The following is a 21,213-nucleotide window of genomic DNA, read 5'->3' as shown; positions in this document are numbered from 1 at the left end:
AAGGCGGCGGCTCTACGCGAAACGGGCGCGATTCCAAGCCCAAGATGCTGGGTGTGAAGGCCTTTGGTGGTGAATTGGTGTCGGCCGGCTCGATCATCGTGCGCCAGCGTGGCACCAAGTTCCACCCCGGCACGAACGTGGGTGTGGGCCGTGACCACACGCTGTTTGCCACGGCCGATGGCCGCGTGAATTTCGCCGTCAAGGGTGAACTCAACCGCCACGTGGTCAGCATCACCCCGGTCTGAGGGGGGGCTCGCGGGCCTGGCGCCTGGGCGCCCGGGTTTGCGGCACACTGGCGGGATGGCAGCATCCCATGAAAAGGCCCGCCGACGCGGGCCTTTTTCGTTGGTATTTTTGACAGTACGGGGAACCGATCATGAAGTTTGTGGACGAGGCCACGATCGATGTCGCCGCCGGCGATGGCGGCAACGGCTGCGCGTCGTTCCGGCATGAGAAGTACAAGGAATTTGGCGGACCTGACGGGGGTGATGGCGGTCGCGGCGGGCATGTGCTGGCCGTGGCAGACCCCAGCCTGAATACGTTGGTCGATTTTCGCTACACCCGTCGATTCGAGGCCAGGCGTGGCGAGCACGGCAAGGGCTCGGACATGTTCGGCGTCAAGGGCGACGACATCACGCTGCGCATGCCGGTGGGAACGGTGATCTCGGATGCCGACACCGGCGAGGTCCTGTTTGAATTGCTGGTGCCCGGCGAGCAGGTGACCCTGGCCAAGGGTGGCGACGGCGGTTTCGGCAATCTGCACTACAAAAGCTCGACCAACCGGGCGCCGCGCCAGAAGACACCGGGTTGGCCCGGTGAGCGCCGCACGCTCCGGCTCGAACTCAAGGTGCTGGCCGACGTGGGCCTGCTGGGCATGCCCAATGCCGGCAAGTCGACGCTGATCGCGGCGATTTCCAATGCGCGGCCCAAGATTGCCGATTACCCGTTCACGACGCTGTACCCCAACCTGGGCGTGGTCCGGGTGGGGCCGGAAAAAAGTTTCGTGGTGGCCGATGTGCCGGGCCTGATCGAGGGTGCTTCCGAGGGCGCCGGCCTGGGGCACCAGTTTCTTCGGCACCTGCAGCGCACCAGGCTGCTGCTGCACCTGGTGGACGTGGCGCCGTTCGACGAGGGTGTGGATCCGGTCCAGCAGGCCAGGGCGATCGTCGCGGAACTCAAGAAATTCGATCCCGAACTGCATGCCAAGCCCCGCTGGCTGGTGCTCAACAAGCTGGACATGGTGCCGGCCGAGGAGCGCGAGGCCCGGGTGAAGGAGATCGTCCGGCGCCTGCGCTACAAGGGGCCGGTGTTCGAGATTTCCGCGCTCACGCGTGAAGGCTGCGAACATCTGGTGCAAAAGGTCTACGAGCACATCGCCAAGGTGCACGAGGCGTCGCAGCCGCCCGAGGAGGTCGATCCGCGTTTTGCCGGCGACGTCCAGCAGCCGTGACGCCGCCGGTGGACCGGTTCATCTCCCATCACTGAGGGCACCTGCCGAGCAGGTGCCGTCGGACAGACATACGCATAGCACCCATGGTTTCCAAGGTATTGCAAGAAGCCCGCCGCATCGTGGTCAAGGTGGGCTCCAGCCTCGTCACCAACGAGGGGCGAGGGCTGGACGAGGCGGCGATCGGCGAATGGTGCAGGCAGCTGGCAGCACTGGTGCGCGGCGACGGCGGTGAGCGCCGCGAGGTGATCATGGTCTCCAGCGGTGCCATCGCCGAAGGCATGAAGCGCCTGGGCTGGCGCACCCGCCCGCAGGAAATCCATGAGTTGCAGGCCGCGGCCGCCGTGGGCCAGATGGGGCTGGTGCAGATGTACGAGAGCAAGCTGCGCGCGCTGGACATGCCCAGCGCGCAGGTGCTGCTCACGCACGCCGATCTGGCCGACCGGGAGCGCTACCTCAATGCGCGCTCGACGCTGCTGACGCTGCTGGGGCTGGGGGTGGTGCCGGTGATCAACGAGAACGATACCGTGGTCACCGACGAGATCAAGTTCGGCGACAACGACACCCTGGGCGCCCTGGTGGCGAATCTGGTGGAGGCCGACCTGCTCGTGATCCTGACCGATCAGAAGGGTCTGTACTCTGCCGATCCGCGCCGTGATCCCGACGCACAGTTCGTGCATGTGGCCCGTGCCGGCGATCCGGCGCTGGAAGCCATGGCCGGTGGTGCGGGGTCGAGCATCGGCAAGGGTGGCATGATCACCAAGATCCTGGCGGCCAAGCGCGCGGCGCGCTCCGGTGCCTCCACGGTGATCGCCTGGGGGCGCGAGCCCGACGTGCTGCTGCGTCTGTGCGCGGGCGAACCGATCGGTACCTGCCTCGTGGCGCAGACGGCCAAGCTGCAGGCGCGCAAGCAGTGGATGGCGGACCATCTGCAGCTGTCCGGCTCGGTCACGGTCGACGATGGCGCGGCGCGCAAGATCCTCCACGAGGGCAAGAGCCTGCTGCCGATCGGCATGACGCACGTCGAGGGCGAGTTCGCACGTGGCGACGTGATCGCGGTCAAGGACGCCAATGGTGCGGAGATCGCACGCGGGCTGGCCAACTACGCCAGCCCGGAGGCGCGGCTGCTGTGCCGCCAGCCTTCGTCAGCGTTCAGCCGCCTGCTCGGTCATGCGACCGAGTCGTCGGAGATGATCCACCGCGACAACCTGGTGCTCACCAGAACCTGAGACCGGCTGCGCTCGGCATGTCCCCGTGCTGTCAGGAGCGTTGCGAGGCGGTTTGCGGGTCGGGGTCGAAACTGGCGCCCGGGGGCAACTCGATGCCCGAAGGGCGCAAGGGTGGCGCCGTTTGTTCGGCCGTCTGCCGCGGCTGGCGGTTGCCGCCCCGGAGGTAGCGGTTGCGGGTGTCCGGGCGGGGCAGGTAGCGCGCCAGCTCGGTCAGGGCCATTTCATAGACACCGCGCTTGAACTCGATGACCACGTCCAGGGGAACCCAGTAGTCGTTCCAGCGCCAGGCATCGAACTCCGGGTGGTTGGTGGCGCGCAGGTTCAGGTGCCAGTCCTGCGCCATCAGGCGCAACAGGTACCATATCTGTTTCTGGCCCCTGTAGTGACCGCGCGCCTCCCGGCGGATGAAACGGTCCGGCACTTCGTAGCGCAACCAGTCGCGGGTCCGGGCCACGATGGCCACGTGTTCCGGCTTGAGCCCGACCTCTTCGTGCAATTCCCGGTACATGGCCTGTTCGGGCGTTTCACCCCGGTCGATGCCACCTTGCGGGAACTGCCAGGAGTGGGAGCGTATGCGCTTGCCCCAGAACACCTGGTTTTTCTGGTTGAGCAGAATGATGCCGACATTCGGCCTGAAGCCTTCTCTGTCAAGCATAATCTTCCCCAATTTCTGTACTGACTTGATTATGCCTCGCGCTTGTCGGATTGCGTGAGAATCGGGCACCTTTCCCCGGGTGTGCGGGTAAATACCCATGCCACTCCCGGGGTGATGCCTCGTCGGTCACCCCCGTTTGCCAACCTGCTGCCGCCCGTGTGCGGCTTCCCTGTTCATGAAAGCCTCCCAGTTCCTGATCACCACCCTCAAGGAAGCGCCCGCCGATGCCGAGGTCGTCAGTCATCAGCTGATGACGCGCGCCGGCATGATCCGCAAATTGGGGGCGGGCATCTACAACTACATGCCCATGGGCCTGCGCGTGGTCCAGAAGGTCGAGCGCATCGTGCGCGAGGAAATGAACCGCGCCGGCGCCATCGAGATGACCATGCCGGTGGTGCAGCCGGCCGAGCTGTGGCAGGAAACCGGCCGCTTCGACGCGATGGGGCCGGAGCTGCTGCGCATCCGTGACCGGCATCAGCGCGACTTCGTGATCCAGCCCACCAGCGAGGAGGTGGTGACCGACGTGGCGCGCCAGGAGCTGCGCAGTTACAAACAACTGCCCAAGAACCTGTACCAGATCCAGACCAAGTTCCGCGACGAGCGCCGTCCGCGCTTCGGCCTGATGCGCGGTCGCGAGTTCATCATGAAGGACGCGTACAGCTTCGACCGCGACGAGGAGGGCGCCAAGGCCAGTTACCAGGTCATGGCCGCCGCCTACCGGCGCATTTTCGATCGCTTCGGCCTGCGTTACCGCGCGGTCGCCGCCGACAGCGGCGCCATTGGTGGCGACCTGTCGGAAGAGTTTCAGGTGATCGCTGCGACGGGCGAGGACGCCATCGTGTACTGTCCGGACAGCGATTACGCCGCCAACATCGAGAAGGCCGAGGCCCTGGCGCCGGCCGGCCCGCGCCCGGAGGCGACCCGGCCCATGAGCAAGACGCCAACGCCGGGCAAAAGCACCTGCCCCGAGGTGGCGGAGCTGCTGGGCGTACCGCTGTCGACCACGGTCAAGTCCCTGGTGCTGGCCACCGACGAGCTCAACGAGGCGGGCGAAGTCATCAAGAGTCAGGTCTGGCTGCTGCTGGTGCGCGGCGACCATGACATGAACGAGGTCAAGGTGGGCAAGGTGCCCGGCCTGAACAATGGTTTCCGCTTTGCCACGACGGCCGAAATCGAGGAGCACTTCGGCTGCAAGCCCGGCTACCTCGGCCCGATCGGTCTGAAGAAGCCGGTGAAGATCATCGCCGACCGCGAGGTCGCGGTGATGGCCGACTGGATCTGCGGTGCGAACGAGGCCGATTTCCATATCACCGGCGTCAACTGGGGGCGCGATCTGCCCGAGCCCGACGCCGTGGCCGACATCCGCAATGTGGTCGAGGGCGATGCGTCGCCCGACGGCAAAGGTGTGCTGGCCATCGAGCGCGGTATCGAGGTGGGCCACGTGTTCTATCTTGGCACCAAGTACAGCAAGGCCATGAACGCCACCTTCCTCGATGCGGATGGCAAGCCCCGCCACTTTGAGATGGGCTGCTACGGCATCGGCATCACGCGTCTGCCGGCCGCGGCGATCGAACAGAACCATGACGAGCGCGGCATCATCTGGCCCGACGCCATCGCACCGTTCACGGTGGTGGTGTGCCCGGTGGGGGCCGATCGCAGCGAGGCGGTGAAGGCCGCGGCCGATGAGATCTACCAGGGCCTGCTGGCCGCTGGCGTGGATGTCATCCTGGATGATCGTGGTGAGCGGCCGGGGGCCATGTTTGCCGACTGGGAGTTGATTGGCGTGCCGCACCGCATCACCGTGGGTGACCGCAGCCTGAAGGAAGGGCAGGTCGAGTACCAGCACCGTCGCGACACGGCGGCCATGCGGGTGCCGGTGTCCGAGGCCGTGGCCCATGTGCGGGGACGACTGAACGCCTGAGCAGCGGCCGCGCAGCACACCATGCATCGACGGGATTTGCTTCTGGCGATGACGGGCGGCCTGGTGGTGGGCACCTGTCCGGTACCTGCCCGGGCCGGTGGCCAGCTGGAGGAGCCGCTGGCCGATTCGGTGCGCGGTGCCTTGAGCGCGGCCATCGCCAACACCGCACCGCCGGTGCCCGAGTTCACCGACACCGACAAGCGCCTGGCCTACCTGCGCTGGCTGGGTGCGATGAGCGACCGTTTGCGGCGGCGCAAGCCCGATTTTCAGACCCGGGTCGAGTTCTTGCAGACCGTGTGGTACGAATCGCGGCGCGCAGGCCTGGACACCACCGTGGTGCTGGGGCTGATCCAGGTGGAGAGCGCTTTTCGCAAGTTCGCCATTTCGCGTGTCGGCGCCCGCGGATACATGCAGATCATGCCGTTCTGGTCACGGGTGATCGGCGACGGTGATCCCGGCAAACTGTTTCACATGCAGACCAACATCCGCTTTGGCTGCGTGATCCTGCGGCATTACCTGGAACGGGAGAAGGGCGACCTGTTCATGGCGCTGGGCCGCTACAACGGCAGCCGCGGGCGCAGTGAATACCCCAAGGCGGTGTTTGCCGCCGCCAACAACTGGATCCACCCGGACGCCTGACGACGCCGGGGGAGGCAGTCAGGCCTCGCCGGTGATGACCTGCTGCAGTTCGCCCGACTGGTACATCTCCATCATGATGTCGGAGCCACCGATGAACTCGCCGCGCACGTAGAGCTGCGGGATGGTCGGCCACTGGCTGTAGTCCTTGATGCCCTGGCGAATGCCGTCGTCTTCCAGCACGTTCACGGTCTTGAGTGTCTTGGGGTCGACACCACAGGCCTTGAGGATCTGCACGGCACGGCCCGAAAAGCCGCACATGGGAAAGCTCGCGCTGCCTTTCATGAAGAGCACGATGTCGTGGGACTTGACCAACTGGTCGATCTGGCTGTGAACGTCGCTCATGTGGGGAACCTGGGTGCAAGCGGGGAACAAAGGGGGTTACCGGTGGTGCCGGCCCGACAGGCGCATTATCGCCCCTCGGGCCACTGGCCACCGCTGCAGCGTTCGATGCCCGCGAGGTCGGTGTGGCTGCTGACATGGTCGAACCCGGCGCTGCCGAGCAGGGCACGTACCCGCGGCGCCTGGTCGTGGCCATGCTCGAGCAGCAGCCATCCGCCCGGGCGCAGTGCCCGGGTCGATTGGGCGATGATGGTGCGGATGTCGTCCAGACCATCGGGGCCGCTGACCAGCGCCGAGCCGGGTTCGTGGGCCAGCGCCGGCAGATGGGGGTCGGCCTCGGCGATGTACGGGGGATTGCTGACGATCAGCGCAAAGGTTTGCCCGGGCACGGCCTCCAGCCAGTGACCGGTCGCAAAGTGCACGCGCAGGCCCAGCGCCCGGGCATTGGCCTGCGCCACGGCCAGCGCGTCGGGGCTGGCGTCGCTGGCGGTGATGTCCAGACCGGGGCGCTGGTGGGCCAGGGCCAGGGCGATGGCGCCGCTGCCCGTGCCCAGGTCGATCACCCGGGGCTGCTCGCCAAGGCCCGGCAGCAGATCCAGGGCCCATTGCACCAGCGTTTCGGTGTCCGGCCGGGGCACCAGAACCCGGGCATCGACCTGCAGCGGCAAACCGAAAAACTCCTTTTGGCCCAGCAGGTAGGCCACGGGCTCACCGGCCAGACGGCGCGTCAGCAGGGCGGACCACACCGGCTGGACCGTCGCCGGCAGTTCGTCGCTGTCGTGCGCGATCAGCCAGGCGCGGTCGTGGGGTGGGCGATTCAGCGCGTGCAGCAGCAACGTCTGGGCATCGAGGCGGTCCAGCCCGGCAGCGCTGGCCTGTCTCAGGGCATCGGCCAGTGTCATGGGCGATACCCTGCCTTGGCTTCCAGCTCGGCCAGCATCTCGGTACCGCGCGCGACTTGCAGGGCATGGATGACTTCGCCGATGTCGCCGTCCATGGCCTGCGACAGCTTGTACAGCGTCAGGTTGATGCGGTGGTCGGTCAGACGCCCCTGTGGAAAGTTGTAGGTGCGGATGCGGTCGCTGCGGTCACCGCTGCCGACCAGCCCCTTGCGTGTCGCCGCTTCGGCAGCCGCGCGCTCGCTGCGCTCCTTTTCCTGCAGGCGCGCAGCCAGCACCTGCAGGGCCTTGGCCTTGTTGCTGTGCTGGCTGCGTCCGTCCTGGCACTCGGCGGTGATGCCGGTGGGCAGGTGGGTGATGCGCACGGCCGAGTCGGTTTTGTTGATGTGCTGGCCACCGGCACCGCTGGCGCGGAAGGTGTCGATGCGCAGGTCGGCCGGGTTGAGTTGGATGGCCTGGGCCTCGTCGGGCTCGGGCATGACGGCGACCGTCGCTGCGCTGGTGTGGATGCGGCCCTGGGCCTCGGTGGCGGGCACGCGCTGGACCCGGTGGCCGCCCGATTCGAAACGCAACTGGCCGTACACGCCCGGACCGTGACCGCGTCCGGCGATGCGCAGCACCACCTCCTTGTAGCCGCCCAGCTCGCTGGGCGATTCGCTCACGATCTCGGTGGTCCAGCCCTGGCGGTCGGCGTAGCGTGTGTACATGCGGGCCAGGTCGCCCGCGAACAGGGCCGATTCGTCGCCGCCGGTGCCGGCGCGGATCTCGACGAAGGCGGGCCGGTCGTCGTCCGGGTCGCGCGGCAGCAGCATCTGCTGCAACTCGGCTTCCAGGCGCTCCAGGTCCTGCCGGGCAACCTCGATTTCTTCCTTCGCGAGCTCGGCCATGTCGGGGTCGTCCAGCATCTGCTCGGCGGCCGCCAGATCGGCTTCGCGCTGCTCGAAGCGGTTGAACGCCTCGACCAGCGCTGTCGCGTCGGCGTGTTCGCGGCTGAGTGTGCGAAAGCGCTGCAGGTCGTCGATGACGTCGGGCGCGGACAGCAGTGCATCGAGCTCGTGCAGGCGGGCGCGCTGGCGCAGCAGGGTTTCGCGGACAAAGGGTTTCATGAAGGGGCGCGAAGGCGGACGGGCGTTGGGGGCCGCCGCGATGGCGGCGGACGGGGCCTGCCGGCGGGCGGCTAGGACTTCTGGCGCAGGAACAGGCGCGAGACCGTCTCGGCGGTGGCGGCGCGGGTTTCCTGGTCGCCGGAGCGCAACTCGGCCAGCGCGCCGTGCAGGATCTTCTGGGTCAGTCCGCGGGACAAGGCTTCCAGCACGGCGTCGACCGGCTCGCCCCTGGCCAGCAGCTTGCGGGCACGGGCGATCTCCATCTCGCGCCAGGCGTCGGCCTGCACGTTGAGCTGCTGGATGAGGGGGACAACGCCCTTGGCCGGATCGCGCTGGTCGAGCCAGTGCATGAAGCTGGAGACGCCGGCATCGATGATGACCTCGGCCTGGGCCACGGCAGCCTGCCGGCTGTCCTTGCCGGTCTGCACCACGGCGGCGAGGTCGTCGACGGTGTAGAGGAATACGTCGTCGAGCTTCTTGACCTCGGGCTCGATATCGCGCGGCACCGCCAGATCGACCATGAAGATGGGCCGGTGCTTGCGTTTCTTGAGGGCACGCTCGACAGCGCCCAGGCCGATGATGGGCAGGGTGCTGGCCGTGCAGCTGACGACGGCATCGAACTCGTGCAGACGCCCGGGGATATCGGCCAGGCGCATGGCCTCGGCACCGAAGCGCGTGGCGAGCTTTTCGCCGCGCTCGATCGTGCGGTTGGCGATCGCCATGTGCCGGGGCGTGCGGGCGGCAAAGTGCGTGGTGGCCAGCTCGATCATTTCGCCAGCGCCGACAAAGAGCACGCGGATGTCGCGCAGGTCCTCGAACAGCTGCGAGGCCAGGCGCACCGCGGCGGCCGTCATGCTGATCGAATGGGCACCGATTTCGGTCGAACTGCGCACCTGCTTGGCCACGGCGAAGGAGCGCTGGAACAGCTGGTGCAGGGTGGTGCCCAGCGCACCGGCCTCGTCGGCCGCGCGCACGGCGTCCTTCATCTGGCCCAGGATCTGCGCCTCGCCGAGCACCATGCTGTCGAGCCCGCTGGCGACGCGGAAGGCATGACGGGCGGCCTGGTCCTCGCGCAGGATGTAGGCGTGGTCACGCAGCACGTGGGAACCGACACCACCGGCATGGGCCAGCCACTCGATGGTCGGGTCCACGGCCGCCGGGTCGCCGGCGCCGTAGAGCTCGGTGCGATTGCAGGTGGACAGCAGTGTCGCCTCGGGCTGGCGGGGCAGGCTCTGGCGGTAGCGCTGCAGCGTTGGCTGGATCTGGTCGAGCGCGAATGCAAACCGGCCGCGCAGATCGAGCGGCGCGGTCTGGTGGTTGATGCCAAGTGTCCAGACTGCCATGTTGTAATTATAAAATTTCCTGCTCTTTCACGGGCTTGCCCCTGGTCAAACCGCCCCGATTCATGACGTTTCTGACTCTGGCCGGTCATCTGGCCAACTTTCTGGTACCGGCCGTCGTCATGGCGGTGATCCTGGCGCTCATGCCGCGCACCCTGCGCAAGGCCAGGGCTGGCCGCGGTGGATTCTGGCGCGAGGTGGGGTGGTCGAGCCTGGCCGGCACGCTGGTGCTGGTGGCCGGGCTGGTCTGGTTTGGCCGAGACGGCAAGATCGCCACCTATGCGGTGCTGGTACTGGTGCAGGGCACCCTGGCCTGGTACTGGCACGGGCGCGGCGCCCGCTGAAGGGGCGGGGTTCAGCTCCCGGCCGGGGAGAAGCGGCTCACCGCGTCGGTGATGATCCCGTCGGTGCCGAGTGCGATCAGCCGCTGCGCAGCCCATTCGTCGTTGACGGTGTAGCTCAGGGTGCGCATGCCCATGGCCCGTGCGTGCGCCACCAGGTCCGCATCCCACAGGGCGTGGTTGCACACCAGCGCCACGCAGCCGAGCGCGCGGGCATGGTCGAGGCAGCCTTCCCACAGAGTGTCGAGCAGCAGCGCGCGTGGCAGTTCGGGGGCGGATTCGCGTGCCGCCTTCAGCGCTTCGGGCTGGAATGAAGACAGCAGTGGCGGGAGGGCCTGCCCGCGCCACCAGTGGGCGGCCTGTTCGGCCACGACCCGACCTGTGATGTGCTCCTGCCCGGGTGTCGGCTTGATCTCGATGTTCAGACAGAAGCGGTTGGCGATGCAGAAGCGGGCGAGATTCTCCAGCGTGCACAGCGGTTCGCCGGCAAAGGCGCGCGAGTGCCAGCCACCGGCATCGAGCCGGGCAAGTTCGGACCAGGTGCGATCGCTGCCGACGCCTGTGCCGCTGGTGGTGCGCTCGAGCGTGGCGTCGTGCATCAGGAAGGGGACGCCGTCGGCACTGAGCTTGGCGTCGCACTCGAACATGCGGTAGCCATGCTGCGCGCCCACGCGGAAGGCGGCCAGCGTGTTCTCCGGTGCCAGCTTGCCGGCGCCCCGGTGGGCGATCCAGCGCGGATACGGCCAGGGTGGCCGGGATGTGTTGGTCATAGGCGCTTGCCCGTGGCATCGTCGAACCAGTGCACGTGGCCGGGGCGGGGTGCCACCCGGAGGGTCTGGCCGGGCTCCGGTGGCGATGCACCGGCCTCGATGCGCACGATGAGTGGCTCGCCGCCGAGGGAGGCGTAAATCAGGCGTTCGGCGCCCAGCAGTTCGGTGGTGTCCACCTGCACGTCCCACCCGTCGGTGCCCGCCGGCACGACGTCGAGGTGTTCGGGCCGGATGCCCAGCAGTGCGCCGGGCCGTCCGCCGGGTGCCTGCCTGAGCAGGTTCATGGGTGGCGAGCCGATGAAGCTGGCGACGAAGGTCGAGGCGGGTTTCTGGTAGACCTCCTCCGGCGGGCCGAACTGTTCCATGTTGCCGGCGTTCATCACGATCATGCGCTGGGCCAGCGTCATGGCCTCGACCTGGTCGTGCGTGACGAAGAGGCTGGTAATGCCCAGCTCGCGGTGCAGCTTCTGGATCTCGATGCGGGTCTGGGCGCGCAGCTTGGCGTCGAGGTTGGACAGCGGTTCGTCGAACAGGAACACCTGCGGCTGGCGCACGATGGCGCGGCCCATGGCCACGCGCTGGCGCTGGCCGCCGGAGAGCTCGCGCGGCTTGCGCTCCAGCAGGTGGCCCAGCTCCAGAATGCCGGCGGCTTTGTCCACACGTGCCCGGATCTCGTCCTTGGGCACCTTCGCGATCTTCAGACCATAGGCCATGTTGTCGAACACGCTCATGTGCGGGTACAGCGCATAGTTCTGGAACACCATGGCGATGTCGCGCTGGGCGGGTTCGAGCTGGTTGACCACACGGGAGCCGATGGCAATCTCGCCAGCGGTGATTTCCTCCAGACCGGCGACCATGCGCAGCAAGGTGGATTTGCCGCAACCCGAGGGACCGACGATGACGATGAACTCGCCGTCGGCGATGTCGGCGTTGACGCAGTGGATCACCTGGTTGGCCTTGGGCCCGTGGCCATAGCGCTTGACGACATTGCGCAGGGAGATGGATGCCATATGGTTATTTTTCCGTATCGACGAGACCCTTGACGAACCACTTCTGCATCAGGACGACGACCAGGGCGGGCGGCAGCATGGCCAGGATGGCCGTGGCCATGATGATGTTCCAGTCGTTGGCTGCCTCGCCGCCGGCGAGCATGCGCTTGATGCCGATCACCACCGGGTACATCTCCTCGGAGGTGGTCATCAGCAGCGGCCACAGGTACTGGTTCCAGCCGTAGATGAACTGGATCACGAACAGGGCGGCGATGGAGGTCCTGGACAGGGGGACCAGCACGTCCTTGAAAAAGCGCATCGGCCCGGCCCCGTCCACGCGGGCGGCCTCGACCAGTTCGTCGGGTACCGTGAGGAAGAACTGCCGGAACAGGAAGGTGGCGGTGGCCGAAGCGATCAGCGGCAGCGTCAGGCCGGCGTAGCTGTTGAGCATGCCCAGGTCGGCCACCACCTTGTAGGTCGGCAGGATGCGCACCTCCACCGGCAGCATCAGTGTCACGAAGATGGCCCAGAAGCACAGCATCTTGAACGGGAAGCGGAAGTAGACGATGGCAAAGGCCGACAGCAGCGAGATCGCGATCTTGCCGATGCTGATCACCATCGCCGTGACGAAGCTGACCCACATCATGCGTGCCACGGAGGTGTTGAAGCCCTGTTTGCTTTCGCCGAACAGCGCCGTCTCATAGGTGTGCACGAAGTTGTCGCCCGGCAGCAGCGGCATGGGGGCCTGCACGATGGCATCGGGCTGGTGCGTCGAGGCCACAAAGGCCAGGTAGATGGGAAAGGCCACGATCAGCACGCCCAGGATCATGACGGCGTGCGACAGGGCGGTGAGCCAGGGGCTGCGGTCGATCATGGCCATGGCCCCAGGTACGGCGCGCCGCCCGTCGTGCATGACGCACGGGCGCCGGCCCAGGCGTGAAACGGCGCAAGGGGGAGGTTCATCTCAGTACTGGACCTTCTTTTCAACGTAACGGAACTGTGCCACCGTGAGCGCAATGACGATCAGCATCAACACCACCGACTGGGCGGCAGAGCCGCCGAGATCCAGGCCCTTGAAGCCGTCCTCGTAGACCTTGTAGACCAGGATGGCGGTGGCCTGGCCCGGGCCGCCGGCGGTCATCGCATCGATGATGCCGAAGGTGTCGAAGAAGGCGTAGACCACGTTGATGACCAGCAGGAAGAAGGTGGTCGGCGACAGCAGCGGCAACTGGACCGACCAGAAGCGGCGCCAGGGGCCGGCGCCGTCGATGGCCGCGGCTTCGAGCAGGGACTTGGGAATGGATTGCAGGCCCGCGAGAAAAAACAGGAAGTTGTAGGAGATCTGCTTCCAGACCGAGGCGATGACGATCATGGCCATGGCCTGGTTCTCGTTCATGAGGTGGTTCCAGGTGTAGCCCCACCGGGCCAGGTACCATGACGCGATCCCGATCGAGGGCGAAAAAATGAACACCCAGAGCACGCCGGCGATGGCCGGGGCCACCGCATAGGGCAGGATCAGCAGGGTTTTGTACACCATGGCCCCGCGCACGATGCGGTCGGCGAAGATGGCCAGCACCAGTGCCAGGCAGATGCCGCTGACGGCCACGAGCACGGAAAAGATGGCCGTGGTCTTGAACGACGCCAGGTAGCCTGCGTCGCTGAAGATGCGCTCGAAGTTGGCCAGGCCCACCCACTCGGTGCTGATGCCGAAGGCATCCTCCATCTGCAAGGATTGCAGCAGTGCCTGCCCGGCCGGCAGGAAGAAGAAGATGCCGATGATCGCCAGTTGTGGCAGCAGCAGCAGCCAGGGCAGCCACCCGGAGCGGAAAAGGACGCGTTTCTCCATGGTCGTTCGCTGGGGGTCTTCAACGCGGCAGGCGGCGCCGCAGCGCCGCCCGTGCCGTCAAGTGAATGGACGCCGGCCCGGCATGCGCCGCGCCGGGGCGCACCGCCTGGACGATCACTTGCCTGCGTTGGCGGCCTCGAAACGGGCCAGCAGCTCGTTGCCGCGCGTGACAATCGCGTCCAGCGCATCCTTGGCCGACTTCTTGCCGGCCCAGACCTGCTCAAGCTCTTCGTCCTCGATGGTGCGGATCTGCACGTAATTGCCCAGGCGGATGCCGCGCGACTTGTCGGTGGTCTTGCGGACCATCTGTGTCACGGCGACATCGGTACCGGGGTTCTTCTCGTAGAAGCCGGATTTTTCGGTCAGATCGTAGGCGGCCAGGGTGATCGGCAGATAACCGGTGCGCTGATGGCTGGCGGCCTGCACCTTGGTCTGCGACAGGAAGTTGAAGAAAGTGGCCACGCCCTTGTACTCGGCCGGCTTCTTGCCGGCCATGACCCACAGCGAGGCGCCGCCGATCACGGTGTTCTGCGGTGCTCCCTGGACGTCGGGGTAGTAGGGCAGGGAGGAAATCGCGTACTTGAACTTGGCATTCTTCGCCACGTCACCATAGAAGCCCGATGAGGTCTGGATCATGGCGCACTCGCCGGCCGTGAACGAGGCCTGCGCGTTCGAGCCGCGACCCTTGTAGACGAACTCGCCCGCCGCGGCGGCCTTGGCCAGGTTGTCGATGTGCTTCACGTGCAGCGGTGAGTTCACCTTCATGCGGGCCTTGTAGCCGTTTTTCGACAGCCCGTTCTGCTCGGTCGCAAACTCGACGTTGTGCCAGGTCGAGAAGCTCTCGAGCTGGGTCCAGCCCATCCAGGCCAGCGTCATGGGGCAGCTGTGCCCGCTTTCCTTGAGCTTCTTGGCGGCGGCAAACACATCGGGCCATGTGGCGGGGGCCTTGTCGGTGGGCAGGCCTGCCTTCTCGAAGGCGTCCTTGTTGATGTAGAACACCGTGGTCGAGCTGTTGAAGGGGAAGCTCAGCATCTGGCCGTTGGGTGCCGTGTAGTAGCCAGCCACGGCGGGAATGTAGGCGCCGGGGTCGAAGGTAAAGCCGGCGTCGGCCATGACCTTGCCTACCGGCACGGTGGCGCCCTTGCTGGCCATCATGGTGGCGGTGCCGACCTCGAAGACCTGCAGGATGTGCGGTGCATTGCCGGCACGGAAGGCGGCGATGGCGGCGGTCATGCCCTCGGTGTAGTTGCCCTTGAAGGTGGGCACCACCTTGTATTCGCTCTGGCTCTCGTTGAATTCGCGCGCCAGATCGTTGACCCATTCGTTGTTCACGGCGGTCATCGAGTGCCACCATTGGATCTCCGTCTGGGCGTGTGCGGGTGCGAAAACCAGCAGGCTGGCGGCGGCGCCGAGCGCCAGGAGCTTGAATTGCATGAGATACCTCCGGAATGGGTGAACGACGGGGTCAGTGCCGCATGCTAGGCGGGCGTTGTGACCATTCGATGTCAACGCTGTCCCGTTGTCGCCGGCTTTGGGAGGGCTGGCAATCGGGGAAACCCGGTACGTGGACGGCCAAGCCATGGCTGCCGTCTGTCGGCTTGATAGGCCCAGTCCTGCAAGGTTTTGCGAGGTGCGCCATGCTGGCGGTGGCACCGTGCAACCCATGGGCCACTTTTCGTAACAACTACCGTCATTGCCATGGCTTTCGTCAATTCGCTGGACAAGAACAAGATCCGGTTTTTGCTGCTTGAGGGCATTCACCCGTCTGCGGTCGATGTGCTGCATGCCGCGGGCTATACCCAGGTCGAGACGGTCGCCGGGGCACTGCCGGAGGATGAGCTGCGGCGCCGCATCGCGGACGTGCACTTCGTGGGCATTCGCTCGCGGACCCAGTTGACGGCCGAAGTCTTTGCCGCCGCCCAGAAGCTGGTGGCGGTGGGGTGCTTTTGCATCGGCACCAACCAGGTGGATCTGGATGCCGCCCGTGAACGCGGCATTGCGGTGTTCAATGCGCCGTACTCCAATACCCGCTCGGTGGCTGAACTGGTGCTCGGCGAGGCGATCCTGCTGCTGCGCGGCGTGCCGGAAAAGAACGCTGTGGCGCACCGGGGTGGCTGGCTCAAGAGTGCCGAGAACGCGTATGAAATCCGTGGCAAGACGCTGGGCATCGTGGGCTATGGTTCCATCGGCACCCAGTTGTCGGTGCTGGCCGAGGCGCTGGGCATGCACGTCATTTTTCATGATGTGGTCAACAAGCTGCCGCTGGGCAATGCGCGCCAGGCGCCCTCGCTGCAGGCACTGCTGGCGCAAAGCGACATCGTGAGCCTGCACGTGCCCGAGCTGCCGTCCACCCAGTGGATGATCGGCGCGGCCGAGATCGCCGCCATGAAGCCGGGCGCCATTCTCATCAACGCTTCGCGCGGGACGGTGGTGGAGATCGAGCCGCTGGCCGAGGCACTGCGGGCGAAGAGGCTGCTGGGCGCCGCCATCGACGTCTTTCCGGCCGAACCCCGCTCCAACAAGGATGAGTTCGTCTCGCCCCTGCGCGGGCTGGACAACGTGATCCTGACGCCACACATCGGCGGCTCCACGATGGAGGCGCAGGCCAACATTGGCCTGGAGGTGGCGGAGAAGCTGGTCAGGTACAGCGACAACGGCACCAGCATCACCTCGGTCAATTTTCCCGAGGTGGCGCTGCCCGCGCACCCGGGCAAGCACCGCATCCTGCATGTGCACCGCAACGTGCCGGGCGTGCTCTCGGCCATCAACCAGGTGTTTGCCGACAAACAGATCAACATCGCCGCGCAATACCTGCAGACCAGCGATACGATTGGCTACGTGGTGATCGATCTGGATGCGCAGTCGTCCGAGCTGGCGCAGCAAACGCTGGCGCAGATTCCGGGCACCCTCCGCTGCCGCGTCCTGTTCTGACCCATGGGCTGGCTTAAAATCATGCCCCCGAGACCCCTGGGCGTTCAGCGCCCGACCCACGCAGATTCCCCATGAATTTCCCCACAGCGTTGGCCGTCATGCCGGTGCAGACTGCCGAGCCCGCTCGCCTGCGCGAGATTCCGTACAACTACACCTCCTTTTCGGACCGTGAAATTGTGCTGAGGCTGCTGGGCGAGCGCGCCTGGGAGTTGCTGCAGGATCTCCGGGGCGAGCGCCGCACGGGACGTTCCGCGCGCATGCTCTATGAGGTGCTGGGCGATATCTGGGTGGTGCGGCGCAACCCCTACCTGCAGGATGACCTGCTGGACAATCCGCGCCGCCGGCGCATGCTGGTCGAGGCGTTGCACCACCGGCTGCAGGAGGTGGAAAAGCGCCGCACACCGGCTGACGATGCCTCGCGCGACAGCCAGGTGGGTGAGTTGCTGGTGGCCGCGCGCCGGGTGGTTGACGCGTTCGATCGCTCGTTCGGCAAGGTGGCCGACCTGCGCCGCCGCACGGCGAAGCTGCTGGGTCGGCACACGCACAAGGACAACATCAAGTTCGACGGCCTCTCGCGCGTCAGTCACGTGACCGACGCCACCGACTGGCGCGTCGAATTTCCGCTGGTGGTGCTGACGCCCGACACCGAAGCCGAGATGGCTGGCCTGGTCAAGGGCTGCACCGAGCTGGGGCTGACCATCATTCCGCGTGGGGGTGGCACGGGCTACACCGGCGGCGCCGTGCCGCTGGACTGGAAGACGGCGGTCATCAACACGGAAAAGCTCATCGGCATGGGCGAGGTCGAACGCATCCGCCTGCCGGGCCTGGATGCCGAGGTGCCCACGATCCGCACCGAGGCCGGCGTGGTCACGCAGCGCGTGGCCGATGCCGCCGAGGATGCCGGCCTGGTGTTCGCCTGCGACCCGACCAGTGCCGAGGCCAGCTGCATCGGTGGCAACATTGCCATGAACGCCGGCGGCAAGAAGGCCGTGCTCTGGGGCACGGCGCTGGACAACCTGGTGAGCTGGCGCATGGTCACCCCCGATGCCGAGTGGCTGGAGGTCACCCGCATCGGCCACAACCTGGGCAAGATCCACGACGCCGAGGTGGCCAGCTTCGAGCTGAAGTATTTCGACGCCAGCGGCGAACGGCTGTTGCGCACCGAGCGCCTGGACATACCGGGCGCCACCTTCCGCAAGGAAGGGCTGGGCAAGGACGTCACCGACAAGTTCCTCGCCGGCCTGCCGGGTGTGCAGAAGGAGGGCTGCGACGGCCTGATCACCAGCGCGCGCTGGGTGCTGCACCGCATGCCCGAGCACACCCGCACCGTGTGCCTGGAGTTCTTCGGCCACGCCAAGGACGCGGTGCCCAGCATCGTCGAGATCAAGGATTTCATGTTCGCCGAGGCCCGGCGCTCGGGCACGCTGCTGGCGGGCCTGGAGCACCTGGACGACCGCTACCTGCGCGCCGTTGGTTACACCACCAAGTCCAAGCGGGGCGGCCTGCCCAAGATGGTGCTGATCGGGGACATCGCCGGTGACGACCCCGATGCGGTGGCGCGCGCCGCCAGCGAGGTGGTGCGCATTGCCAACTCGCGCGCGGGCGAGGGCTTCACCGCCGTCGCGGCAGAGGCTCGCAAGAAGTTCTGGGCCGACCGCAAGAAGACCGCCGCCATCAGCCGTCACACCAACGCCTTCAAGATCAACGAGGACGTGGTGATCCCGCTGCCGCGGATGGCCGAGTACACCGACGGCATCGAGCGCATCAACATCGAGCTGTCGCTGCGCAACAAGATCGAGCTGGCCGACGAACTGGAGGCCTTCCTCTCCAGCGGCGACCTGCCGCTGGCAAAGAACGGGCAGGGCGCGGGTGCGCCCACGCCCGAGCTGCTGGCCGAAAAGGTCGAGCTGGCCCTGGGCGTGATCCGCGAGACCCGCGCGCTCTGGCAGGGCTGGCTGCGCGATGTGGAAACGCTCTTCCCGCAGTTGCAAGACCACAGCCTGCGCGCGAGCTGGAAGACGCAGATCCGCCAGCCGCTGGCCGACATCTTCACCGGCAGCGACTTCGAGCCCCTGATGGACGCGCTGGGCGAGGTGCAGCAGCGCGTGCTCAAGGGCCGCGTCTGGATCGCCCTGCACATGCATGCGGGCGACGGCAACGTGCACACCAACATCCCCGTGCACAGCGACAACTACGCCATGCTCAGGACCGCGCATGAGGCCGTGGACCGGGTCATGGCGCTGGCGCGCAGCCTGGGCGGCGTGATCTCGGGCGAGCACGGCATCGGCATCACCAAGATCCAGTACCTGAGCGACGAGGAGATCGCCCCGTTCGCCGAGTACAAGCGCCGGGTCGACCCGAACGGCCACTTCAACCGCGGCAAGCTGCTGCGCAACAAGGAAGTGCCCTCGCACCCCGGGCGGCGCCTGCGCTCCGACCTGAGCAATGCCTACACCCCCAGCTTCGGGCTGATGGGGCACGAGTCCATCATCCTGCAGCAAAGCGACATCGGCGCCATCGCCGATTCGATCAAGGACTGCCTGCGCTGCGGCAAGTGCAAGCCCGAGTGCAGCACGCACGTGCCGCGCGCCAACCTGCTGTACAGCCCGCGCAACAAGATCCTGGCCACGTCGCTGCTGGTCGAGGCCTTCCTGTACGAAGAGCAGACGCGCCGCGGCGTCAGCCTCAAGCACTGGGAGGAGTTCGAGGATGTGGCCGACCATTGCACGGTCTGCCACCGCTGCCTCTCGCCGTGTCCGGTGAAGATCGACTTCGGCGACGTGACGATGAACATGCGCAACCTGCTGCGCAAGATGGGCAAGAAGTCGTTCCGGCCCGGCAACGCGGCGAGCATGTTCTTCCTCAATGCCACCGATCCGCGTGTCATCAACACGGCGCGGGCCGCGATGACCGGGGTGGCCTTCAAGGCGCAGCGCATGGCGGTGGACCTGTTCAAGGCCGCTGGCCGGCAGCAGACCCAGCACCCTCCCGCCACGGTGGGTACGGCGCCGTTGCGCGAGCAGGTGATCCACTTCGTCAACAAGAAGCTGCCCGGCGGCCTGCCGACCAAAACGGCACGCGCGCTGCTGGACATCGAGGATCGCGACTACGTCCCGGTGATCCGCAACCCGCAGGCCACCACGGTGGACAGCGAGGCGGTGTTCTACTTCCCCGGCTGCGGTTCCGAGCGCCTGTTCAGCCAGGTCGGTCTGGCCACGCAGGCCATGCTCTGGCATGCGGGCGTGCAGACCGTGCTGCCGCCAGGCTACGTGTGCTGCGGCTACCCGCAGCGCGGCAGCGGCCAGTTCGACAAGGCCGACAAGATGATCACCGACAACCGGGTGCTGTTCCACCGCGTGGCCACCACCTTGAACTACCTGGACATCAAGACCGTGGTGGTCAGCTGTGGGACCTGCTACGACCAGATCTCCGGTTACGACTTCCAGAGCATCTTCCCGGGCAGCCGCATCATCGACATCCACGAATTCCTGCTGGAAAAGGGCATCACGTTGCCCGAGGACCAGCGCGGCGCCTACCTGTACCACGAGCCCTGCCACAATCCCATGAAGCTGGGCGACTCGACCAGGACCGTGAAGGCGCTGGTGGGCGAGAACGTGCTCAAGAACAACCGCTGCTGCGGCGAAAGCGGCACGCTCGGTGTCACGCGCCCCGATGTCGCCACCCAGGTGCGCTTCCGCAAGGAAGAGGAAATCCGCAAGGGCGAGGCCGCCCTGCGCGCCTCGGGTGCCGTGGGCGGGCAGGACAACGTGAAGATCCTCACCAGTTGCCCGAGCTGCCTGCAGGGCCTCAGCCGCTACCAGGACGACCTGAGCAACGGCCTGCTGGAGGCCGACTACATCGTCGTCGAGATGGCGCGTCGCATCCTGGGCGAGAACTGGCTGCCCGAGTACGTGCGTCAGGCCAACCAGGGCGGCATCGAGCGCGTGCTGGTCTGACGGCAGGAGCGGCACTATGTCCGGACTGAGCAAAGACACACCCGTCCCGCAGGACATCACCGTGCATGGCGCCTCGCGCGTGCTGGAGATCGCCTTCTCGGACGGCAGGACCTTGCGCATACCGTTCGAGCTGATGCGCGTGTACTCGCCCTCGGCCGAGGTCCAGGGGCACGGCCCGGGCCAGGAAACCCTGCAGACCGGCAAGCGCGAGGTCGATATCGAGGCGCTGGAGCCGGTCGGGAACTACGGCATCAAGCCGGTGTTTTCCGACGGCCACGACTCGGGCATCTATACGTGGGCGTACCTCCACGATCTGGGCGCACGCCAGACGGAACTTTGGGACGACTACCTGCGTCGATTGAAGGAAGCCGGCCTCGACAGGGATGCGCCGATGCCCGCCAGGGCCGGCCATGCCTGTGGCGGCCACTGATTCCGGCCGCCAACCAAGAGAGACAAGCAACATGGCCACCACCCATTTCGGCTACAAGACCGTCGACGAGCAGGAGAAGGCGCAGCGTGTGCGCGGCGTATTCGACTCGGTGGCGCCCAAGTACGATGTGATGAACGATCTCATGTCGGCCGGTCTGCACCGTCTGTGGAAGCGCTACACGATCGACGTGGCCAATCCCCGCCCGGGTGACCGGGTGCTGGACATCGCCGGCGGCACGGGCGACCTGTCGATGGCGTTCGCCCGTCGCGTCGGGCCCGGTGGCACGGTGGTGCACACCGACATCAACGAAGCCATGCTGCGCGAGGGGCGCAACCGCCTGCTCGACCATGGCCTGGTGCTGCCCACGCTGGTGTG

20 protein-coding genes are annotated in these 21,213 nt (G+C 66.5%); 10 read left to right on the top strand and 10 right to left on the bottom strand.

The genetic code is table 11. The annotated features are described in order from the left end of the window. The 3 genes from rpmA to proB form a co-directional block, all read left to right on the top strand. The coding region (gene rpmA / locus PHQ87_RS06120; RefSeq protein ID WP_300232114.1) for a 50S ribosomal protein L27 at positions 1–245 on the top strand (245 nt) is incomplete at its 5' end. 131 nt (positions 246–376) lie between these two features. Beyond that, positions 377–1,450, top strand: coding sequence for an Obg family GTPase CgtA (gene cgtA, locus PHQ87_RS06115; RefSeq protein WP_300232113.1), 1,074 nt, complete (start codon positions 377–379; stop codon positions 1,448–1,450). Between the two features lie 83 nt (positions 1,451–1,533). Next, positions 1,534–2,676: a glutamate 5-kinase gene (proB, locus tag PHQ87_RS06110; protein ID WP_300232112.1), complete on the top strand. Its 1,143-nt coding sequence runs from the start codon at positions 1,534–1,536 to the stop codon at positions 2,674–2,676. A 31-nt stretch (positions 2,677–2,707) separates the two neighbouring features. Here the strand turns inward: proB and PHQ87_RS06105 are convergent, their stop codons facing one another. Further along, positions 2,708–3,331 carry an RNA pyrophosphohydrolase gene (locus tag PHQ87_RS06105; RefSeq protein WP_300232110.1) on the bottom strand — a complete coding sequence of 208 codons (624 nt, stop codon included), beginning with the start codon at positions 3,329–3,331 and terminating at the stop codon, positions 2,708–2,710. 175 nt (positions 3,332–3,506) lie between these two features. Between PHQ87_RS06105 and PHQ87_RS06100 the strand changes: the two genes are divergently transcribed. Together PHQ87_RS06100 and PHQ87_RS06095 are read left to right on the top strand one after the other, a co-directional pair. After that, entirely contained in the window at positions 3,507–5,252 is a 1,746-nt protein-coding gene (locus PHQ87_RS06100; protein ID WP_300232107.1) for a proline--tRNA ligase, read from the top strand. Positions 5,253–5,300: 48 nt separating this feature from the next. After that, a complete protein-coding gene (locus tag PHQ87_RS06095) occupies positions 5,301–5,891 on the top strand; it encodes a transglycosylase SLT domain-containing protein (protein WP_300232104.1) in 591 nt (196 codons plus the stop codon). Positions 5,892–5,909: 18 nt separating this feature from the next. Here PHQ87_RS06095 and grxD read toward each other — a convergent pair whose 3' ends face one another. The 4 genes from grxD to hemA all read right to left on the bottom strand — a co-directional run bounded on the left by grxD (position 5,910) and on the right by hemA (position 9,578). Beyond that, positions 5,910–6,233 carry a Grx4 family monothiol glutaredoxin gene (gene grxD / locus PHQ87_RS06090; RefSeq protein WP_300232102.1) on the bottom strand — a complete coding sequence of 108 codons (324 nt, stop codon included), beginning with the start codon at positions 6,231–6,233 and terminating at the stop codon, positions 5,910–5,912. Between the two features lie 65 nt (positions 6,234–6,298). After that, complete coding sequence (gene prmC, locus PHQ87_RS06085; protein WP_300232100.1) at positions 6,299–7,132, bottom strand: peptide chain release factor N(5)-glutamine methyltransferase; 834 nt, start codon at positions 7,130–7,132, stop codon at positions 6,299–6,301. Beyond that, positions 7,129–8,235: a peptide chain release factor 1 gene (gene prfA / locus PHQ87_RS06080; protein WP_300232098.1), complete on the bottom strand. Its 1,107-nt coding sequence runs from the start codon at positions 8,233–8,235 to the stop codon at positions 7,129–7,131. The genes prmC and prfA overlap by 4 nt, the downstream gene beginning before the upstream one ends. Positions 8,236–8,306: 71 nt before the next feature. Continuing rightward, on the bottom strand, positions 8,307–9,578 hold the full coding sequence (gene hemA / locus PHQ87_RS06075) for a glutamyl-tRNA reductase (RefSeq protein WP_300232095.1): 1,272 nt from the start codon (positions 9,576–9,578) through the stop codon (positions 8,307–8,309). A 62-nt stretch (positions 9,579–9,640) separates the two neighbouring features. Here hemA and PHQ87_RS06070 point away from each other — a divergent pair, with 62 nt between their 5' ends. Then, positions 9,641–9,919: a hypothetical protein gene (locus PHQ87_RS06070; RefSeq protein ID WP_300232093.1), complete on the top strand. Its 279-nt coding sequence runs from the start codon at positions 9,641–9,643 to the stop codon at positions 9,917–9,919. Positions 9,920–9,930: 11 nt separating this feature from the next. Here PHQ87_RS06070 and ugpQ read toward each other — a convergent pair whose 3' ends face one another. From ugpQ to ugpB, 5 genes are all read right to left on the bottom strand, one after another. After that, on the bottom strand, positions 9,931–10,686 hold the full coding sequence (gene ugpQ / locus PHQ87_RS06065) for a glycerophosphodiester phosphodiesterase (RefSeq protein ID WP_300232091.1): 756 nt from the start codon (positions 10,684–10,686) through the stop codon (positions 9,931–9,933). Beyond that, positions 10,683–11,696: a sn-glycerol-3-phosphate import ATP-binding protein UgpC gene (locus PHQ87_RS06060; protein WP_300232089.1), complete on the bottom strand. Its 1,014-nt coding sequence runs from the start codon at positions 11,694–11,696 to the stop codon at positions 10,683–10,685. The genes ugpQ and PHQ87_RS06060 overlap by 4 nt, the downstream gene beginning before the upstream one ends. A gap of 4 nt (positions 11,697–11,700) precedes the next feature. Continuing rightward, positions 11,701–12,549 (bottom strand): sn-glycerol-3-phosphate ABC transporter permease UgpE, encoded by an 849-nt coding sequence (gene ugpE / locus PHQ87_RS06055; protein ID WP_300232117.1) that lies wholly within the window; start codon positions 12,547–12,549, stop codon positions 11,701–11,703. Between the two features lie 90 nt (positions 12,550–12,639). Continuing rightward, positions 12,640–13,521 (bottom strand): sn-glycerol-3-phosphate ABC transporter permease UgpA, encoded by an 882-nt coding sequence (ugpA, locus tag PHQ87_RS06050; RefSeq protein WP_300232087.1) that lies wholly within the window; start codon positions 13,519–13,521, stop codon positions 12,640–12,642. Between the two features lie 114 nt (positions 13,522–13,635). Then, complete coding sequence (ugpB, locus tag PHQ87_RS06045; RefSeq protein ID WP_300232085.1) at positions 13,636–14,955, bottom strand: sn-glycerol-3-phosphate ABC transporter substrate-binding protein UgpB; 1,320 nt, start codon at positions 14,953–14,955, stop codon at positions 13,636–13,638. Between the two features lie 264 nt (positions 14,956–15,219). On the opposite strand from ugpB, the gene serA reads away from it, so the two are divergent. The 4 genes from serA to PHQ87_RS06025 all read left to right on the top strand — a co-directional run. Beyond that, on the top strand, positions 15,220–16,452 hold the full coding sequence (gene serA / locus PHQ87_RS06040) for a phosphoglycerate dehydrogenase (protein ID WP_300232083.1): 1,233 nt from the start codon (positions 15,220–15,222) through the stop codon (positions 16,450–16,452). 71 nt (positions 16,453–16,523) lie between these two features. Continuing rightward, entirely contained in the window at positions 16,524–20,408 is a 3,885-nt protein-coding gene (locus tag PHQ87_RS06035) for an FAD/FMN-binding oxidoreductase (protein ID WP_300232081.1), read from the top strand. A 16-nt stretch (positions 20,409–20,424) separates the two neighbouring features. Next, positions 20,425–20,838: a DUF971 domain-containing protein gene (locus PHQ87_RS06030; protein WP_300232079.1), complete on the top strand. Its 414-nt coding sequence runs from the start codon at positions 20,425–20,427 to the stop codon at positions 20,836–20,838. Between the two features lie 31 nt (positions 20,839–20,869). Beyond that, the coding region (locus PHQ87_RS06025; protein ID WP_300232077.1) for a class I SAM-dependent methyltransferase at positions 20,870–21,213 on the top strand (344 nt) is incomplete at its 3' end.

Source organism: Hydrogenophaga sp., assembly GCF_028698005.1.
In the GTDB taxonomy this organism is placed as follows: Bacteria; Pseudomonadota; Gammaproteobacteria; order Burkholderiales; family Burkholderiaceae_C; genus Hydrogenophaga.
Note: the sequence above shows the minus strand (reverse complement) of the source record. Positions and strands in the feature narration are given on the sequence as shown.

Coding starts and splice junctions, on each gene's coding strand:
- cgtA (WP_300232113.1), top strand. CDS start 377: ATGAAGTTTGTGGACGAGGCCACGATCGATGTCGCCGCCGGCGATGGC.
- proB (WP_300232112.1), top strand. CDS start 1,534: ATGGTTTCCAAGGTATTGCAAGAAGCCCGCCGCATCGTGGTCAAGGTG.
- PHQ87_RS06105 (WP_300232110.1), bottom strand. CDS start 3,331: ATGCTTGACAGAGAAGGCTTCAGGCCGAATGTCGGCATCATTCTGCTC.
- PHQ87_RS06100 (WP_300232107.1), top strand. CDS start 3,507: ATGAAAGCCTCCCAGTTCCTGATCACCACCCTCAAGGAAGCGCCCGCC.
- PHQ87_RS06095 (WP_300232104.1), top strand. CDS start 5,301: ATGACGGGCGGCCTGGTGGTGGGCACCTGTCCGGTACCTGCCCGGGCC.
- grxD (WP_300232102.1), bottom strand. CDS start 6,233: ATGAGCGACGTTCACAGCCAGATCGACCAGTTGGTCAAGTCCCACGAC.
- prmC (WP_300232100.1), bottom strand. CDS start 7,132: ATGACACTGGCCGATGCCCTGAGACAGGCCAGCGCTGCCGGGCTGGAC.
- prfA (WP_300232098.1), bottom strand. CDS start 8,235: ATGAAACCCTTTGTCCGCGAAACCCTGCTGCGCCAGCGCGCCCGCCTG.
- hemA (WP_300232095.1), bottom strand. CDS start 9,578: ATGGCAGTCTGGACACTTGGCATCAACCACCAGACCGCGCCGCTCGAT.
- PHQ87_RS06070 (WP_300232093.1), top strand. CDS start 9,641: ATGACGTTTCTGACTCTGGCCGGTCATCTGGCCAACTTTCTGGTACCG.
- ugpQ (WP_300232091.1), bottom strand. CDS start 10,686: ATGACCAACACATCCCGGCCACCCTGGCCGTATCCGCGCTGGATCGCC.
- PHQ87_RS06060 (WP_300232089.1), bottom strand. CDS start 11,696: ATGGCATCCATCTCCCTGCGCAATGTCGTCAAGCGCTATGGCCACGGG.
- ugpE (WP_300232117.1), bottom strand. CDS start 12,549: ATGATCGACCGCAGCCCCTGGCTCACCGCCCTGTCGCACGCCGTCATG.
- ugpA (WP_300232087.1), bottom strand. CDS start 13,521: ATGGAGAAACGCGTCCTTTTCCGCTCCGGGTGGCTGCCCTGGCTGCTG.
- ugpB (WP_300232085.1), bottom strand. CDS start 14,955: ATGCAATTCAAGCTCCTGGCGCTCGGCGCCGCCGCCAGCCTGCTGGTT.
- serA (WP_300232083.1), top strand. CDS start 15,220: ATGGCTTTCGTCAATTCGCTGGACAAGAACAAGATCCGGTTTTTGCTG.
- PHQ87_RS06035 (WP_300232081.1), top strand. CDS start 16,524: ATGAATTTCCCCACAGCGTTGGCCGTCATGCCGGTGCAGACTGCCGAG.
- PHQ87_RS06030 (WP_300232079.1), top strand. CDS start 20,425: ATGTCCGGACTGAGCAAAGACACACCCGTCCCGCAGGACATCACCGTG.